Here is a 15,858-nt window from a genome sequence, read left to right on the forward strand (position 1 = left end):
CGCCTTTGCCGCAGTCGCTGAAATTGACACCGGTGGACAGAATGGGGCTAGGTGCGGGGACGCCGGGGCCGTAGCCTGGCGCACAAAAGAATATCCTGACGCACAAAAGAATATCTGGAGGAGCCATGACCAGCCGCCGTTCGGCTTTGCAAGCTTTGGGGTTAGGCCCGCTCGCGCTTGGGGCGCTGGGATTGGGCGCGCGCGCGGAAGCTAAAGCCGCCGACACGAAGACCTCAGCGAAGGGCGCGCCCGCCGCCACCCCCGCCTATGCCACCAGCTTCGATGGTCAGCGCAAGGCCGATCTCGGCAATGGCTTCTTTCTCAACCCGATCATGGCGGGCGATCATCCCGATCCGGCGATCCTGAAGGATGGCGCGGATTACTACATGACCTTCTCGTCCTTCGAGGCTTATCCCGGCTGCACCATCTGGCATTCGCGCGACCTCGTGAACTGGAAGCCGATCACCGCGGCGCTGAAGAAGAACATCGGTTCGGTCTGGGCGGTGAGCCTGGAGAAGGCGAACGGCAAATATTATCTCTACATCCCGACCAAGGCGACCTCGCCCGGCACCAAGACCTCCATCTATGTCATCTGGGCGGACAAGATCACCGGACCATGGTCGGAGCCCATCGATCTCGGCCTCACCACCCATATCGATCCTTGCCATTTTCAGGATACGGACGGTTCGCGCTGGCTGTTTCTTTCCGGCGGCGACCGGGTGCGATTGTCCGAGGACGGATTATCCTGCGTCGGCGCGCCCGAGCATATCTATGACCCCTGGCATTATCCCGAAGATTGGGATGTGGAGGGTTTCTCGCCGGAAGGCCCCAAGGTCTATAAGCACGGCAAATACTATTACATCGTCACTGCGGTGGGCGGCACGGCGGGCCCGCCAACCGGCCATATGGTGATCGCGGCGCGCTCCGAAAAGCTCGGCGGGCCGTATGAAAACCATCCCGGCAATCCTTTGGTGCGCACGGTGTCCACCGCCGAAAAATGGTGGTCGCGCGGCCATGCCTCGCTGATCGAAGGGCCGGGCGGGGATTGGTGGAGCATCTATCACGGCTATGAGAATGGCTACTGGACGCTCGGTCGTCAGGCTTTGCTCGCACCGGTGACCTGGACCAAGGATGGCTGGTTCGAGATCGGCGGCGGCGATTTATCGAAGCCGATTGCCAAGCCCAAAGGCACGGCGGGTCTCGCGCAACCGCATGGCCTGCCGCTCTCGGATGATTTTTCCACCGACCGCACCGGCACGGTGTGGAATTTCTTCCGCCCCGCGCCCACGGAAATGCAGCGCGTATCGCGCGATGGCGATGGGCTGGTGCTGCAAGCCGCAGGCACCACGCCGAAGGATTCCTCGCCCCTTTTGATGGTGGTGGGCGATCAGGCCTATGAAGTGCAATGCGATATCGAGGTGACGGGCGGCGCGCGCGCAGGGCTGGTGCTCTTCTATGACGACAGGCTTTATTGCGGCCTCTCCTTCGACGCCAAAAACTTCCAAGTGCATCAATATGGGCAGGATCGCTCTCGCCCGGCGAATCCGCATGGCGCGCGGCTTCTGATGAAGATCAGGAACGACCGCCATATCGTCTCCATTTTCACCTCTGGCGATGGCGGCAAAACCTGGAAGCGTTATGACCGGGGCATGGAGGTTTCGGGCTATCACCACAATGTCCGCAACGGCTTCTTGATGCTGAAACCGGGGCTGTTCGCGTCCGTGGCGGGGGCGGCGCGCTTCCGCAACTTCCAATACCGGGCGCTGCCGTAAAAATCAGCACACCGAGTTTTGCACAGGCGCGATGCAGATTTTCCTTCTGTGTCGCGCCTGTCTTGTTATGGTTGGGCTTCACAGGTGCCGGATGGGGCAGCGCATTCCCATTCGTCATGGCCGCCCTTGAGGCGGCCATCCAGTCTCTCGCCCGCCGAGAAGAAAGATGGATGGCCGGGTCGGGCCCGGCCATGACGGAAGAAGAGTGAGGCGGGTCGGTCCGGTTTTAGGGGGCCCTATGCGCAAGATTCTCGCGATTACCGCGTTTCTCCTCTCCACCACCGCCGCGATTGCCGAGCCAGGGCTTCCTGAGAAACTCGACGCCTCCATCAGCCCCACCGAGATGGGCCAATGGATGAAATTCCTCACCAACGAGCCGAGCCAGGTGAGCTCCCCCTTCAACAAGACCATCGCGGACTGGACGCTGGCGAAGTTCAAATCCTTTGGCTGGGATGCGCATATCGAAAAATACGACGTGCTTTATCCGACGCCGATTTCCGAAAGCGTCGAGCTGATTTCGGCCAAGAAAGTCTTCAAGGCGACGCTGAACGAGCCCTGGACCAAAGAAACACCCAAGCCGAAAGACAAATGGCTGCCCGCTTATGTCGCCTATCAAGGCGATGGCGATGTCACCGCGCCGCTGGTCTATGTCAATTACGGCATGAAGGATGATTACGAGGCGCTGGCCCGCATGGGCATCAGCGTCAAGGGCAAGATCGTGATCGCGCGCTATGGCCAGGGCTGGCGCGGCCTCAAGCCCCGTCTCGCGCAAGAGCATGGTGCCATCGGCTGCCTGATCTATTCCGATCCACGCGATGATGGCTATAGCGTCGATAGCGTCTATCCCAAGGGCCCGGCGCGGCCCGCTGGCGGTTTCCAGCGCGGCTCGGTACAGGACATTACGATTTCTTCCGGTGATCCGTTGACGCCGGGGTTTGTCGCTGGTCCCAGCAAGCCGCGGCTGACGCGCGAGACCGCACCGAACATCTTGAAAATCCCCACTTTGCCGATTTCCTATGGCGATGCGAAGGTGCTGCTCGCGAGCCTCAACGGCCAAGTGGTGCCGCCCAATTGGCGCGGCGGGCTGCCGATCACCTATCGCGTCGGCCCTTCCACCGCCACCGTGCATCTGGCGGTGAAATCGGATTGGAGTCTGAAAACCGTCTATGACGTGATCGCAAAAATCGACGGCTCGACTTATCCCGATCAATGGGTAATCCGCGGCAATCACCATGATGGCTGGGTCTTCGGCGCCACCGATCCGCAAGCCGGTCACATCGCCGTGCTGGCGGAAGCCAAAGCAATTGGCGAGCTGGTGAAGTCCGGCTGGAAACCCAAGCGCACCATCATCTATACGAGCTGGGATGGCGAAGAGCCGGGGCTTTTGGGCTCCACCGAATGGGCCGAGGATCATGCCGACGAACTGAAAGCCAAGACCGTCCTCTACATCAACTCCGACACCAATGCGCGCGGCTTCCTCGAAGCTGCAGGCAGCCAGGATTTCTCGGCCTTTGTCGGCGCAGCGGCGGCCAGCGTCACCGATCCCGAAACCAAGGTCTCTGTGGATGCGCGTCTGCGGGCCAAGCTCCGGCTTGGCGAAGGGCGCGACAAGGAAGAAGCCAAGCTCGCCGCCAAAGCCGCTGCCGATCCCAAAGCGGTAGTGCCGATCGAAGCGCTGGGCACGGGATCGGATTACACCGGCTTCCTGCAGCATCTCGGCATTCCCGCCCTCGATCTTGGCTATGGCGGCGAAGCGATCTGGGGCGGCATCTACCACTCCATCTACGATTCCTATGACCACCACGCCCGCTTTGTCGATCCTGGCTTTGTCTATGACGCACTTCTGGCCAAGACCGCGGGCCGCATGGTGCTCGCTGCCGCCGATAGCGATCTGCCTTTGCAGCGGCCCAAGGCTTTCGCGGATTCCGTCGCGCTTTATGTGAAACAGGTGAAGCATCTCGCAAACGAGAAGCGTGAGGCGGCTGAACATCAGGCGGGCCTTTTGAAAGATGGCGTCTTTGCCCTTACCGCCGATCCCACCAAGCCGAGTGCGCCGCCCCGCGCCCTGGCGCCGGTGCCGGAGATCGATTTCGCCCCGCTGGATGCGGCGAGCGATAAGCTTACGGTGTCTGCCAAAGCTTATGAAGCAGCGCTGGATAAAGCGGGCGCCAGCCTCTCCCAGGCCAAGCGCGAAAAGCTGTTCGGAGTGATGCTCACCATCGATCAGACTCTGGCCCCCGAGGACGGATTGCCGGGGCGGCCCTGGTACAAGCATCTCATTTACGCGCCGGGGCGCCAGACAGGCTATGGCGTCAAAACCCTTCCCGCCGTGCGCGAAGGCATCGAAGAGGAAAACTGGGCCGAGACCAAAACCTATATCCCCGTAACGGCGCGCGCGCTTTTAGCTTATGCGACGCGGCTCGACGCGGCGACGGCGCTGCTGTCAGAGCCTTAAAAGGGGCGTATAAATTCTGACGCGCAGGCCGTGTAAGGGTCTGCAAGCAGTAACGGTCTTGGGGCGTGACAATGGCGGCGAAGATTCTGATCCTGGGCGGAACCGGCATGACCGGGCGGCTGATCGTGCGCCACCTTCTGGAACGCTCCGACGCCATCATCACCATCGCCAGCCGTCGCCTGGAAAAGGCGCAGGAACTCGCCGCTGATCTGGGCCGCGATCAACCCGAGCGGCTTCTCGCCGTGCGCGCGGTGGCAGGCGATGCGGAGTCGTTAAAAGCGGCGATGCCGGGCCATCAGATTGTCGTCGTCGCCTCGCCCACCACCCAATATACCGAGATGGTGGCGCGCCACGCTTTGCTCTTCGGGCTTGATTATCTCGACATCCAGTTGGGGGCGCAGAAACTCGCCACTCTTCGCACCCTCGAATATGAAATCGCCAAGGCCGGGCGCTGTTTCATCACCGAGGCAGGCTTTCATCCCGGCCTGCCCTCGCTTTTGGTGCGCTATGCTGCCGAGCAGTTCGACCGGATCGAAACGGCAATCACGGCCTGCTACCTCTCCATCGACAAGGACATTCCGTATACGGATTCCGTCGACGAGCTGGTGGAGGTCTTCCGCAATTACCAGCCGCAGATTTACACCCACAAGCATTGGACCATACCGGGCGTCTTCAACATGAAGAAGATCGCCTTCGGCGGCGATATCGGCACCCGCGACAGCTATTCGATGTTCTTTGAGGAGCTGCACCCGCTGCCGGAAATGTATCCCTCGCTAAAGGAGACCGGCTTCTTCATGGCGGGCGGCCATTGGTTCACCGACTGGGTGGTCTATCCCACCGCCATTGCGGCGCTGAAAATGGCGCCTGCCGCGCGCCGACCTATCGGGCGCTATCTGTGGTGGGGCATGCGCCGTTTTCAGAAGGCACCTTATCGCACCGAACTGATCGTGCAGGCGAGCGGGCTGCATGCCGGCCAGCCGACCCATTTCGAAGCCGCCGTTTCACATCGCGATGCTTATGAGCTGACCGCCATTCCGGTCACCGCCATGCTGCTGCAATATCTCGAAGGCATGGGACGGCGCGCCGGGCTGTGGATGATGGGCCATATCGCCGAACCCCGCCGCCTTCTCACCGATATGAAGCGCATGGGCGTGAAGGTACGCAGCACGACGCATTAAGCCGTCACAAACACCGTACGCTGGCTGCTGTCCTTGGCGGACCAGGCTTGCGCGATATCCGCCAGAGCCACCTTACGCGCCACGACCTGAAAATTGCTGGGCACAGCGGCGTTCAAGACATCGCCGATACTGGCAATAAGCTTCTCGCGCGGAACGCTGCCAAGCCCGCTTCCCATCATCAGGATGGACGAGGAACGCAACACGGCTGCAGGCAGAGCAATTTCATCGCCCGCCATCGAACCGACCTGCACGAAGCGAACCGGCACCCGCTCAGGGCCGGATTTCGCCGCAGCGATCAAGAGACTGCGCGCACTCTCCCCCCAAAGATAATCGATCACCACATCGACGCGCTCGGTGAACACCTCCCGAAAGCGATCTTCCAGCGCTTTTTCATCTTCCACCAGCGGAACGGTGATGTCGGCGCCAAGCGCGCTCAAGGCTTCGAGATTGCGGCCCGTGGCGATCACCTTCGCGGCACCGAGATGTTTGGCGATCTGAATTGCGAGGCGCCCAGAAATGCCCGTTGCGCCGTTGATGAGGACGGTTTCGCCTTGCTTAAGCCCCGCCCTTTCGCGCAAGGCCGCCCAGGAGGACATTCCAGGATTGGCCATCGCGGCGGCCAATACATCGTCCAGCCCATCCGGCAACGGCAGATACTGGCCTTCGGGCACGACGGTGTATTCAGCCATGGAACCGAAGGGCGCGCGCGGCAGCATGAAATAGACCCGTTGGCCGCTCTCGAGGCGCCCTACCCCATCCACGCCGGGAACAAAGGGAAAGCGCGCTTCGGAACTATAATGGGTGCCAGAGGCCCGCCCGAACGCCAAATGGCTGAGCGCGGCTGCCGCGACATGGATGCGGACCTCGCCTTCCACCGGCACAGGATCAGCGAAATCAGCATAAACGGGGGCTTGTCCGGCGGCTTGGATGATCGCGGCTTTCATGGCGGTGCCTTTCGTCCGGTCGTGATATGTGTATATTGCACATATATGGAGAGAGCGGATGGCGTCAAGGAAAAGCGTGCAAAATACACATATGCGGGAAAAAATCCGCCTGCTGCACGGCGCCCTGCTCGATATCGTAGCAGCCATAAACCGCCCACAGCGCGATGAAATCATGATCCAGAAGGCCGGAATTTCCCTGGAAAGAGGGCTTTTCCCGCTTTTGGTCTGCATCGAGCGTTTCGGGCCGATTGGGGTGGTGGAGCTTGCGGACAGGGTGGGGCGCGATCACACCACGGTCAGCCGGCAAGTGGCGAAGCTGGAAAGCCTCGGCTTGGCGAAACGCGTGAAAAATGCCGCTGATGGCAGGCTGCGCCAAGCCGTGATCACCGCCAAAGGCAAGGCGATGACCGACCGCATCGATCTGGCGCGCGATCAGTTGGTCGGGGCCATTTTCGAGAACTGGCCCAGCCATGAGATTGATGCCCTGGCACAGCTGACCCGGAAATTCGCGGACAGCTTCTCCGCGCAGGATGGAACGCCAGTTAAGGCGCCGTCTTCGCCAGCGCGATGATCGTCTCTCGCAGCCAGCGTTGCGCGGGATGGCTGTGACCCCGTTCATGCCAGACCATGCCGACGGAGAATCCTGCCACCGGCAAAGGCGGCTCAAGCACACGGAACTCAGAGGCGCGGCCCTTTACCAACCGTTCCGGCACCAGCGCCGCGAAATCGGTGCGCGCCACGATATCGAACAGGATCAGGAAAGACGCGACCGACAGCACCACGGAGCGTTTCAGCCCCTGCGCAGCAAGGCTTTGATCCACCGCCGTCGCAAATTGCCCGCCGCTGGGCGACACCATCACATGCTCCAGCGCGAGATAGTCCTTCAGGCTTAGCTTCGCCTTGGGGTGGGCTTTGCGCAGGATAAGTACATAGCGTTCTTCGAACAGGGTGCGATAGCGCAAGCCTTGCGGTGCGAGTTCCGGCGTCATCAAGGCCAGGTCGGCCTCGCCACGCGCCAGATGCTCTTCAATGCGCGCTGGGTCCAGCGCCCGTAATGACAAGCGCAGATGCGGCGCGATTTTGCGCAAGCGCAAGACCAGCGGCACCCCAACCACGCTTTGGGTGTAATCCGAACAGGCAAGCGAGAACGTCGCCCGCGCCTTGGCGGGATCGAAATTCTGCTGGGCGAGCGTGCCGCGCACCTGATCCAGCGCGGGGCGCAACTCTTCCAACAGCTCCAGCGCTTTTGCGGTCGGCGTCATGCCGCGATGTGCCGGGATCAGTAAGGGATCACCGAAAAGATCACGCAGGCGCTTTAGTTGCGCGCTAACGGCGGGTTGGCTGAGCTTTAACCGCGCGGCGGCGCGGGTGACGTTACGTTCCGCAAGCAGCGCTTCCAGCGTCACCAGCAGATTCAGGTCTAGCCGAGAACTATCCATGAGATGAATAGTAGATCAAAACGAAGACAATTTCACAAATACATTCCAGGCGCCCAATTCTAGCTTCGTGAAGCCACCCCGGAGCCCGCCATGTCCAAGACCGTGCATATCGTCTTCGCCCATCCCGATCCCAATTCGCTGACCCGCCAGATGGCAGACACCGCGAAGGAAGCGCTGGAGGCCGAAGGCCATAGGGTGCTCACCTCAGATCTTTACGGTATGGGCTGGAAAGCGGTCTATGGGCCGGAGGATTTCCCCGAGCGGCTTAATCCCGAACGCCTTAGCTTCCCGCGCGAATCCGGCCATGCGCGCGAGAGCGGCACCCAGCCCGCCGACATCGCCGCCGAGCAAGAAAAACTTTTGGCGGCCGACGCGCTGATTTTGCAGTTTCCGCTGTGGTGGTTCTCCATGCCTGCCATCCTGAAAGGCTGGATCGATCGCGTCTGGGCTTATGGCCTCGCCTATGGCTATCAGAATGCGGGCAACACCCATCGCTATGGCGAAGGCGGCTTTGCCGGGCGGCGCGCGCTTGTTTCCGTCACCACCGGCGGGCCTGAAGCCGATTACGGCCCGCGCGGCATCAATGGCCCGCTGGATCAACTGCTCTTCCCGCTCACCCATGGCGCGCTATTTTACCCGGGCATGGAGGTACTGCCGCTCCAGGCTGTCTATGGCAGCTCACGCCTGACGGAAGAGAGCGTAGAGGCCGCAAAGGCAGCGATGCGCGCGCGGATGAAAACACTTTTCACCGAAACGCCCATCGCCTATCGCAAGCAGAATGGCGGCGACTTCCCCGACCGCCACACCATGGCCGATCACATCCCTCCCGGCCTTACCGGCATCACGGCACATATCGCATAAGTCACCCTGCGGCGGATTTACGCTGGCGGCGCGGCAGAGATGAAGGTTCCAAACGGAATCCCTCTGCCGCGCAAAGATTTACAGCCCCTGCCCGGGCTATACGCAAAAGCCTCGCAATCACGCAAAAAATGCGTCCGCCGTTTAATTTCTATTTTTCCTGTAGACATTATCGGCGCAAAGTACATGACGATCTGTTGTTGAGGGGAAAATCCATGACACGCTTGTATTATCGAGTGCTTGCGGTTTTTGCGGCATTCTTCGCGTTCACCACGGCTGCTACGGCAGAGCCTTATGAGGCGGGAACAATCCTCTTGCGCTTGCGCGCGGTGGAGGTCGTGCCGGATGTCTCATCGACCGTCAGCATTGGCGGCAAGGTCTCCATCACCGATACCGTCATTCCCGAAGCGGACATCACCTACTTCTTCACGCCCCATTGGTCGGTGGAGGCCATCGCGGGCACCAACAAGCACGCCATCTATTATAATGGCTCGACCAAGCTTGCGAATGTCTGGCTCCTGCCGCCGACGGTGACACTGCAATATCACTTCGATCAAATCGGCGCTTTCAAGCCCTATCTCGGCGCGGGCCCCAATTTCACGCTCTTTTATGACCGCTCCACCGGCCCGCTCGGCAAGCTGCGCACCACCGATAATTGGGGCTTTGCGCTGCAGGCGGGCACCGACATCGCACTGGATAAAGACGAGCGTTATTTCCTCAACATCGATGTGAAGCGGCTGTGGCTTTCGACGCAAGCCTCCTTCACCGGCGCGCCGGTGACCGCGAGCGTCAACATCAATCCCTGGCTGATCGGCACCGGCATCGGTGTGCGCTTCTAGGCGCGGAGAGGACATCCATCATGGTCTTCGGTCTTTTCCGCAAAAAATCACAACCAAGCAAAGGCCCGAAAGGCTTCGCTGACGACGACACTTCTCACACAGGAGCATCACACGTGTCTGAACCCGGATTTTCGACCAAGAGCGTTCACGCAGGCGCCAAGCCAGATCCCACCACCCACGCGCGGGTGACGCCGATCTATCAGACGACGTCCTATGTCTTCGACAACACCGATCACGCCGCCAATCTGTTCGGTCTCAAGGAATTCGGGAACATCTATTCGCGCATCATGAACCCGACCAATGATGTCTTGGAACAGCGCGTGGCAGCGCTGGAAGGCGGAGCGGCAGCGCTTGCGGTTGGCTCAGGCCATGCCGCGCAGCATCTTGCGCTCTACACGCTGCTCAATCCCGGTGATGAGGTGGTGGCGGCGCGCCAGCTTTACGGCGGCACGGTCAATCAGTTCAACCACGCCTTCAAGAAATATGGCTGGGGTGTGCAGTGGGCCGACGGCACCAAGCCGGAGAGTTTCAAGCCGCTGATCACGGATAAGACCAAAGCGATCTATGTCGAAAGCATCGCCAATCCCGGGGGCGTGATCACCGATCTCGAGCCCATCGCGAAAATCGCCCATGACGCGGGCGTACCCTTGATTGTCGATAACACGCTGGCGACGCCTTATCTCATCCGGCCGATCGAATGGGGCGCGGATATCGTCTTGCATTCGGCGACGAAATTCCTCGGCGGGCATGGCAATTCCATCGCCGGAGTGATCGTGGATGCGGGCAAGTTCAATTGGGGCAATGGCAAATTCCCCACCCTCACCGAACCGAACGGCTCCTATCACGGCCTGAAAATCTGGGAGACCTTTGGTCCCATTTCTTTCATTTTGGCGACACGCGTCTTGGGCCTGCGCGATCTTGGACCAGCGCTTTCGCCCTTCAACGCCTTTCTGGTGCTGACAGGCATCGAAACCCTGCCCTTGCGCATCGCTCAGCATAACAAGAATGCGCAAGAGGTCGCCAAATGGCTCTCGGTCAATCGCGCGGTCGAATGGGTGAATTACGCAGGCCTGCCGGAGAACGCAGGCTACGAGCTCCACCGCAAATACAGCCCCAAAGGCGCGGGCAGCGTCTTCACCTTTGGTCTCAAGGGCGGCTTCGAAGCCGGCAAGAAGCTCGTCAACTCCGTCAAGCTCTTCAGCCATCTCGCCAATATCGGCGATACAAGGAGTCTCATTATTCACCCCGCCTCCACCACCCATAGCCAGCTTTCGGCGGAAGAGCTGATCAAGGCGGGTGCCTCGCCGGAAACCGTGCGCGTCTCGATTGGCATTGAAGACGCCGCCGATATCATCGCCGATCTCGAACAGGCATTGGCGTAAACAGGCGGCCGGAAAGGCGGGCTGGGGCGCCCGCCTTTCCTGTTACAAACTCTGTTACAATTAAGCCATGGAACTTTCAGGCGTCGCGCGTTTTTATGACGCGTAGAGTTTCACGGTGATGCCATGTCCGTCATGCTCCGGGCCACCCTTATTGCCGCCGCGGTTACCACTGCCGCGCTCGCTACCCCTCAACGCGATCCTATGGCCAGCTTCTACGGCAATACCTTGGTGTGTTTAGATAAAGGCATAATCAGCCACTTCTATTACAAGCCCGATCACACCTTCACGGGTAAGGTTCCCAGCTATGCCATGGAATTCAAAGGCACCTGGGAGCGCAAAGCCGATGGCACGATTTGCCGGAATTTCGATCCGCCGCTACCCACGATGAAGAATCCCGATTGCGGGCCGATGTCGGTCAGCAAGGTAGGCGATCGCGTGAAGAACGCCGATGGCCATGGCGAAAAGCTGGTTGCCGGGATTCAGTAAAATCAGATCACCTGAAATTCAGGCCAATTGCTGCCGGGCGATTTGGACCCATTCACGCTGGCGCGAGCGGTAATAGCCGGGCGCGTGCTTAACGGAAGCCACGATCTCGCGGAACAGCGCCTGGGCGCGATCGGTCTGGCCGATCTGCTGCAACAGCAGCGCATAGCGGCAGCGCGCTTCCTCGCCGGGGTAACGCGGCACCACGCATTCATATTGGCGCAAGGCTTCGTCGGTGCGCCCCACCAGCGCCAGCGCGCGCGCGTAATCAAGCTCGGTATCGGCATCGAACGCGGCGCGGTCGAGGTCCTTCAGCTTCTCGAAGGCGTCCGCGGCGCCCTTGCCGTCGCCCGCGAGCAGCTTGGCGCGCGCAAGGCCCTTCAAGAGCACCGGATCGCTCTCGCCTATCGGGCCCTGCATGGCGCCCTGATAAAGCTCCACCGCGTCCTGGAAGAGGCCGCGCTTGATGCATTCCTCCGCCAGCGCCCGCTTGGCATCGGCGGAGCCGACACGCTCCACCTCGCGCAGCTTCTCGCGATAGCCGCGGCCGGGATCGGCCATCGCGGCAACGTTATCGGCAAAACGGCGGGCAGAGGTGCTCGCGAACATGTCGGGCACGATGGCGAAGATGATGTAAGCGGCCCAGCCGATGGGGCCCAGCATGCCGATCACGAGCAGCCACCACCATGGGCGGCCACTGCGAATGCAGTGATATGCAAACGCTAGCGAGATCAGTAATACGCCAAAGCCGGTGCCGAACAGCATGAGTATGACCTGTGTTTCCTCGTCCCCGTTTTCAATAGGTCTTTTCTGACGGGGTGTGGGCAGATAGGCAGGCGAATCCTGCCAAATCAACCCCTTGTTATTACCAGCTTTTGAGACGCGGCTTTAGGCCTGTTTTTCCCACCGGCCGCTGGGACTTTCTTTCCAATATGTAACCTCATGCCCGCCCGCCTTGGCCGCTTTCCAGGCCGCGCGTGCGCCCGCAAGCGCCTCCTCATCGCGGCCATCGAACAGAAGCACGATGCGGGTGAGTTCGCTCGCCATCGCACCGCACCAATCGGGCGGAACAGCCCCCCCGGTCAGGAACAGGATGGCGGCGGCGTTGGGGTTGCCCTCTTCCACCGTGATCAGCACCGGCTGGCGGCTCGCCGTACCATCGCCGAGCTGCGCATGGGGCAGGAAGCCGTCATTGAAGGTCCAGAGCAGGGTATCGAGCGCATCGGCACGGTCGGCGGATTCGCATTTGATCAGTACCTTCCAGCCCCGCTCAAGGCTCTTCTCGACCAGGCCGGGAAGCACATCTTCGAGCGAACGGCGCTCCAGGTGATAAAACAGGGTTTCAGCCATAGCGGTGTCCGGCGCCCGCTAGATTGGCGCAGGCATTACGATTTGCTATGGTATGTCAAAGCTTTGAGCCGTCAAAGCGGTAAGAGAGGCGCCAGCATGACCGCCACCATCCAGCTCACCCCGGAAGAAGAAGAATTTGCCCGCGCTTGCGTGGAATCAGGCCGGTACGAAACGGTCGGCGATGTCCTGCGCTCCGGCCTCGCGCTGCTGCAAGAGCAAATCGAGCGTCGCAAAGCCTTCGACAAGATGATCGCGGAAGTACGCGAGGAAGGCGAACGCGAAGGCTATTTCACCCTCGATGAAGTCCTCGCGGAGATGGACGCTGTCATTGCTGGCGAAAAGGAATGAAACCCGCAATCCTCGAGCCCCGGGCGCGCAAAGACCTGCTCGAGGCCGTACGATGGATTGCAAAGGACAACCCGAAAGCAGCTGCGGAATTACGCAAGGCAGTTGCCGCCGCAGCGGGACGCATCGGCACCCACCCAGGACTTGGCGTCGAAAGGCCTGATATTACCGAAGAGCCGATTAGGTTCCTTATCCTGACCGGTTATCCCTACATCATCGCCTATGATCCATTTCATGCGCCGCCATTGATCCTACGTGTCCTGCATGGCGCGCGCGACATTCCCCATCTGATGGGCCGTTAGCCCCCGGCATCGTGTTCGGTGCTAGGTTTGGAATCGCCTGCTTTCCAATTGGCGGAATCGGTCAGCACCTTGGCGAGCGAACCTGGGCCGGGCGTCCATTTCTCCGCTTCCTTCTCGGCAGCCCGCGCCTCTTCCACGCTGAGCAGATGCGCGATGGAATAGCGGGTCTCGTTGAGCCGGGAGATGAGCTGGTATTGGGTTGGCGGAATGCGTTGCTGCGCGGCAGAGATCAGGATCATCGCCTGATGCAGATCCTTCGGCAGGCCATCGCCATTCATATAGCTCTTGGCAAGGTTGGAGAGCGCGACAGCGATGCCCTGCTCCGCCGCCTTCACCGTCCAAGCGATGGCTTCCTTCTTGTCGGTTTTCACGCCGCGTCCGGCAAAATAGAGATAGCCCAGCATCGTCTGCGCCCGCGCATCGCCTGCCTTGGCAGCGCGTTTGATCCACATCGCGCCATCTTCTTCATCGACATTGCCACCCTTGCCGTAGATCAGCGCCTGACCGAGAAGAAACTGCGCCGGGACATCCTGCTTGGCCGCGGCTTTACGCAACCACGACAAGGCCCCCTTCTTGTCGGTGGGCATGTTGCAGCCCTCGCGCAGCAGGAGCTGGCCCAATTCGCGCTGGGCTTCGACATTGCCGTCCTCCGCCAGCGGGCGCAGATGCGCCGCGGCGCGCTGGACATGGTTCAGGCGCAGCTCCTCGCGCGCGGCAAAAAGATTTGGGATGATTTTCGGCGACGACGGGTCGTCACCCTTCACCGCAGGACAGCGCGGTGCGGTGGTGGTCATCCCGCTCGCCACCGGCGGGCTGTTCTCATCGGCAAAAGCCGCGGCTCCCGTCACGAGACCCGCGGCCAGCCCCACTAGAATGAAATTCCGTACACGCATGACACACCCCCGCTTAGAAACGGCGAACCGTTCAATCGAGGGTACAGGCTAGTCCTCGTATTTATCAGCCACAAGACGGTCAAGAACGCGCACGCCCCAGCCGGTGCCCCAGCTCGGGATCAGCGGCTTCTGCTCGCCGTCCTGCCAAGCCACGCCCGCGATATCGAGATGCGCCCAAGGGGTCTTCTCTTTCACGAAGCGCTGCAGGAACTGGGCGGCGGTGATCGATCCGGCATGCTGGCCGCCGATGTTCTTCATATCGGCGATCTTGGAGCGGATAAGTTTGTCATAGCCCTTGGCCAGCGGCATGCGCCACACCGGTTCGCCCACGGCCTTACCGGCTTCGGCGATCTGGCCCGCCAGCGCGTCATCGTTTGAGAACAGGCCCGCATGTTCGGCACCGAGCGAGATGAGGATCGCGCCGGTGAGGGTGGCGAGATCGATGACGAATTTGGGGGCGAATTTGTCCTGGGTGAACCACAGCGCGTCGGCGAGCACGAGGCGGCCTTCGGCATCGGTGTTGAGGACTTCGATGGTCTGGCCCGACATGGATTTCACCACATCGTCGGGGCGCTGGGCCTTGCCATCCGGCATGTTTTCCACGAGGCCGATGACGCCCACGGCATTCACCTTGGCCTTGCGGGTGGCGAGCGCCTTCATGGTGCCGATCACGGCCGCGGCCCCGCCCATATCGCCCTTCATGCCCATCATGCCCGCGCCGGGCTTAAGGCTGAGGCCGCCCGAGTCGAAGCAGACGCCCTTGCCGACGAAGGCGATAGGGGCGGCGGTTTTCTTGCGAGAACCTTTCCATTCCATGACCACAAGCTGACTTTCGCGCTCGCTGCCCTGGCCGACGCCCAGAAGTGCATTCATGCCGAGGCGCTTCATCTGTGCCTCACCGAGCACGCTCACCTTCACGCCGAGCTTGGTCAGCTCCTTGGCGCGGCGGCCAAATTCCACCGGCGAGAGCACATTTGGCGGCTCGTTAACGAGATCGCGGGCCAGGAACACGCCGGACGCCACCGCATCGAGGCGAGCGAAAGCCTTGCGGGCGGCGGCGACATCACCTGTTACCACCGTCATCTTGCCGAGTTTCGGGCCTTCTTCCTTGTCCTTGGTGCGGTAATGCTCGAAGGAATAGCTCTTGAGCTGAGCCCCCAGGGCGATATGGGCAGCAAGCTCCGCGCCCGAGACTTTGGCGCCCTTCAGCCCTTCAAAATCGACCGTGACGGCGGTATCAGCACCGCCCTTCAACTTGGCGACCACCGCCGCGCCTGCAAGCTCCGCCGCCGCGCCGTCGAATTCCTCGGCCTTTCCCAGACCCAGAACGATCAGCCGGGTCACGGAAAGCCCCGCCGGGGCCAAGATATCCACAAGCTGGCCGGATTTTCCCGTGAAGCGGGAGGCGGCAAGCGCTTTCTGAACCGCGCCCTTGCTGGCTTTATCGGCTTTTGCGGCGGCTCCGAGCAGAGCCGGGCCTTCGCTCGCCCCTACAACCAGCGTGCCCTGTGTGGCAGCGGTGACTGCGGCAAAGGTAAAATGCATGGAAAACTCTCCTGAATTTCGGTCCGGTTGCGCGATAGCCGCAAGGGGATGCTAAAGAAGGGATAGCTAATCT

At 61.0% G+C, this 15,858-nt stretch carries 16 protein-coding genes; 10 read left to right on the top strand and 6 right to left on the bottom strand.

All coding sequences use genetic code 11. The features are described 5' to 3' along the window. Positions 1-125 precede the first annotated feature (125 nt). The 3 genes from FHS83_RS01605 (at position 126) to FHS83_RS01615 (ending at position 5,405) form a co-directional block, all read left to right on the top strand. On the top strand, positions 126-1,772 hold the full coding sequence (locus FHS83_RS01605; protein ID WP_167080209.1) for a family 43 glycosylhydrolase: 1,647 nt from the start codon (positions 126-128) through the stop codon (positions 1,770-1,772). Between the two features lie 238 nt (positions 1,773-2,010). After that, entirely contained in the window at positions 2,011-4,227 is a 2,217-nt protein-coding gene (locus tag FHS83_RS01610) for a transferrin receptor-like dimerization domain-containing protein (protein ID WP_167080211.1), read from the top strand. A 71-nt stretch (positions 4,228-4,298) separates the two neighbouring features. Next, positions 4,299-5,405: a saccharopine dehydrogenase NADP-binding domain-containing protein gene (locus tag FHS83_RS01615; protein ID WP_167080213.1), complete on the top strand. Its 1,107-nt coding sequence runs from the start codon at positions 4,299-4,301 to the stop codon at positions 5,403-5,405. Here the strand turns inward: FHS83_RS01615 and FHS83_RS01620 are convergent. After that, positions 5,402-6,349, bottom strand: a complete 948-nt coding sequence (locus tag FHS83_RS01620) for a quinone oxidoreductase family protein (RefSeq protein ID WP_167080215.1) — start codon at positions 6,347-6,349, stop codon at positions 5,402-5,404. The genes FHS83_RS01615 and FHS83_RS01620 overlap by 4 nt on opposite strands. A gap of 58 nt (positions 6,350-6,407) precedes the next feature. Between FHS83_RS01620 and FHS83_RS01625 the strand changes: the two genes are divergently transcribed. Then, positions 6,408-6,920: a MarR family transcriptional regulator gene (locus tag FHS83_RS01625; RefSeq protein ID WP_167080217.1), complete on the top strand. Its 513-nt coding sequence runs from the start codon at positions 6,408-6,410 to the stop codon at positions 6,918-6,920. Here the strand turns inward: FHS83_RS01625 and FHS83_RS01630 are convergent. After that, entirely contained in the window at positions 6,892-7,788 is an 897-nt protein-coding gene (locus FHS83_RS01630) for a LysR family transcriptional regulator (RefSeq protein ID WP_167080219.1), read from the bottom strand. The two genes, FHS83_RS01625 and FHS83_RS01630, sit on opposite strands and share 29 nt — an antisense overlap. A 90-nt stretch (positions 7,789-7,878) precedes the next feature. Here FHS83_RS01630 and FHS83_RS01635 point away from each other — a divergent pair, with 90 nt between their 5' ends. The 4 genes from FHS83_RS01635 (at position 7,879) to FHS83_RS01650 (ending at position 11,353) form a co-directional block, all read left to right on the top strand. After that, positions 7,879-8,649 (top strand): NAD(P)H-dependent oxidoreductase, encoded by a 771-nt coding sequence (locus tag FHS83_RS01635; protein ID WP_167080221.1) that lies wholly within the window; start codon positions 7,879-7,881, stop codon positions 8,647-8,649. 212 nt (positions 8,650-8,861) lie between these two features. After that, positions 8,862-9,485, top strand: coding sequence for an OmpW/AlkL family protein (locus tag FHS83_RS01640; RefSeq protein ID WP_167080223.1), 624 nt, complete (start codon positions 8,862-8,864; stop codon positions 9,483-9,485). A 113-nt stretch (positions 9,486-9,598) separates the two neighbouring features. Further along, a complete protein-coding gene (locus FHS83_RS01645) occupies positions 9,599-10,867 on the top strand; it encodes an O-acetylhomoserine aminocarboxypropyltransferase (RefSeq protein ID WP_341801517.1) in 1,269 nt (422 codons plus the stop codon). A 123-nt stretch (positions 10,868-10,990) separates the two neighbouring features. Next, positions 10,991-11,353, top strand: a complete 363-nt coding sequence (locus FHS83_RS01650; RefSeq protein WP_167080226.1) for a hypothetical protein — start codon at positions 10,991-10,993, stop codon at positions 11,351-11,353. 18 nt (positions 11,354-11,371) lie between these two features. Here FHS83_RS01650 and FHS83_RS01655 read toward each other — a convergent pair whose 3' ends face one another. Both FHS83_RS01655 and FHS83_RS01660 read right to left on the bottom strand, forming a co-directional pair. Beyond that, the gene (locus tag FHS83_RS01655; protein ID WP_167080228.1) at positions 11,372-12,115 is read right to left on the bottom strand and encodes a hypothetical protein; all 744 of its coding nucleotides are present in this window, start codon (positions 12,113-12,115) and stop codon (positions 11,372-11,374) included. 123 nt (positions 12,116-12,238) lie between these two features. Beyond that, positions 12,239-12,700, bottom strand: a complete 462-nt coding sequence (locus FHS83_RS01660) for a DNA polymerase III subunit chi (protein ID WP_167080230.1) — start codon at positions 12,698-12,700, stop codon at positions 12,239-12,241. 96 nt (positions 12,701-12,796) lie between these two features. On the opposite strand from FHS83_RS01660, the gene FHS83_RS01665 reads away from it, so the two are divergent. Together FHS83_RS01665 and FHS83_RS01670 are read left to right on the top strand one after the other, a co-directional pair. Then, positions 12,797-13,048 carry a type II toxin-antitoxin system ParD family antitoxin gene (locus FHS83_RS01665; RefSeq protein ID WP_167080232.1) on the top strand — a complete coding sequence of 84 codons (252 nt, stop codon included), beginning with the start codon at positions 12,797-12,799 and terminating at the stop codon, positions 13,046-13,048. After that, positions 13,045-13,347, top strand: coding sequence for a type II toxin-antitoxin system RelE/ParE family toxin (locus FHS83_RS01670; RefSeq protein ID WP_167080234.1), 303 nt, complete (start codon positions 13,045-13,047; stop codon positions 13,345-13,347). Before FHS83_RS01665 ends, FHS83_RS01670 begins: the two co-directional genes overlap by 4 nt. Here the strand turns inward: FHS83_RS01670 and FHS83_RS01675 are convergent. Next, the gene (locus tag FHS83_RS01675) at positions 13,344-14,240 is read right to left on the bottom strand and encodes a tetratricopeptide repeat protein (protein ID WP_167080236.1); all 897 of its coding nucleotides are present in this window, start codon (positions 14,238-14,240) and stop codon (positions 13,344-13,346) included. The genes FHS83_RS01670 and FHS83_RS01675 overlap by 4 nt on opposite strands. A 48-nt stretch (positions 14,241-14,288) precedes the next feature. Next, positions 14,289-15,785 (bottom strand): leucyl aminopeptidase, encoded by a 1,497-nt coding sequence (locus tag FHS83_RS01680; protein ID WP_167080238.1) that lies wholly within the window; start codon positions 15,783-15,785, stop codon positions 14,289-14,291. Positions 15,786-15,858: the final 73 nt, after the last annotated feature.

It is taken from the genome of Rhizomicrobium palustre, from assembly GCF_011761565.1.
GTDB lineage: Bacteria > Pseudomonadota > Alphaproteobacteria > Micropepsales > Micropepsaceae > Rhizomicrobium > Rhizomicrobium palustre.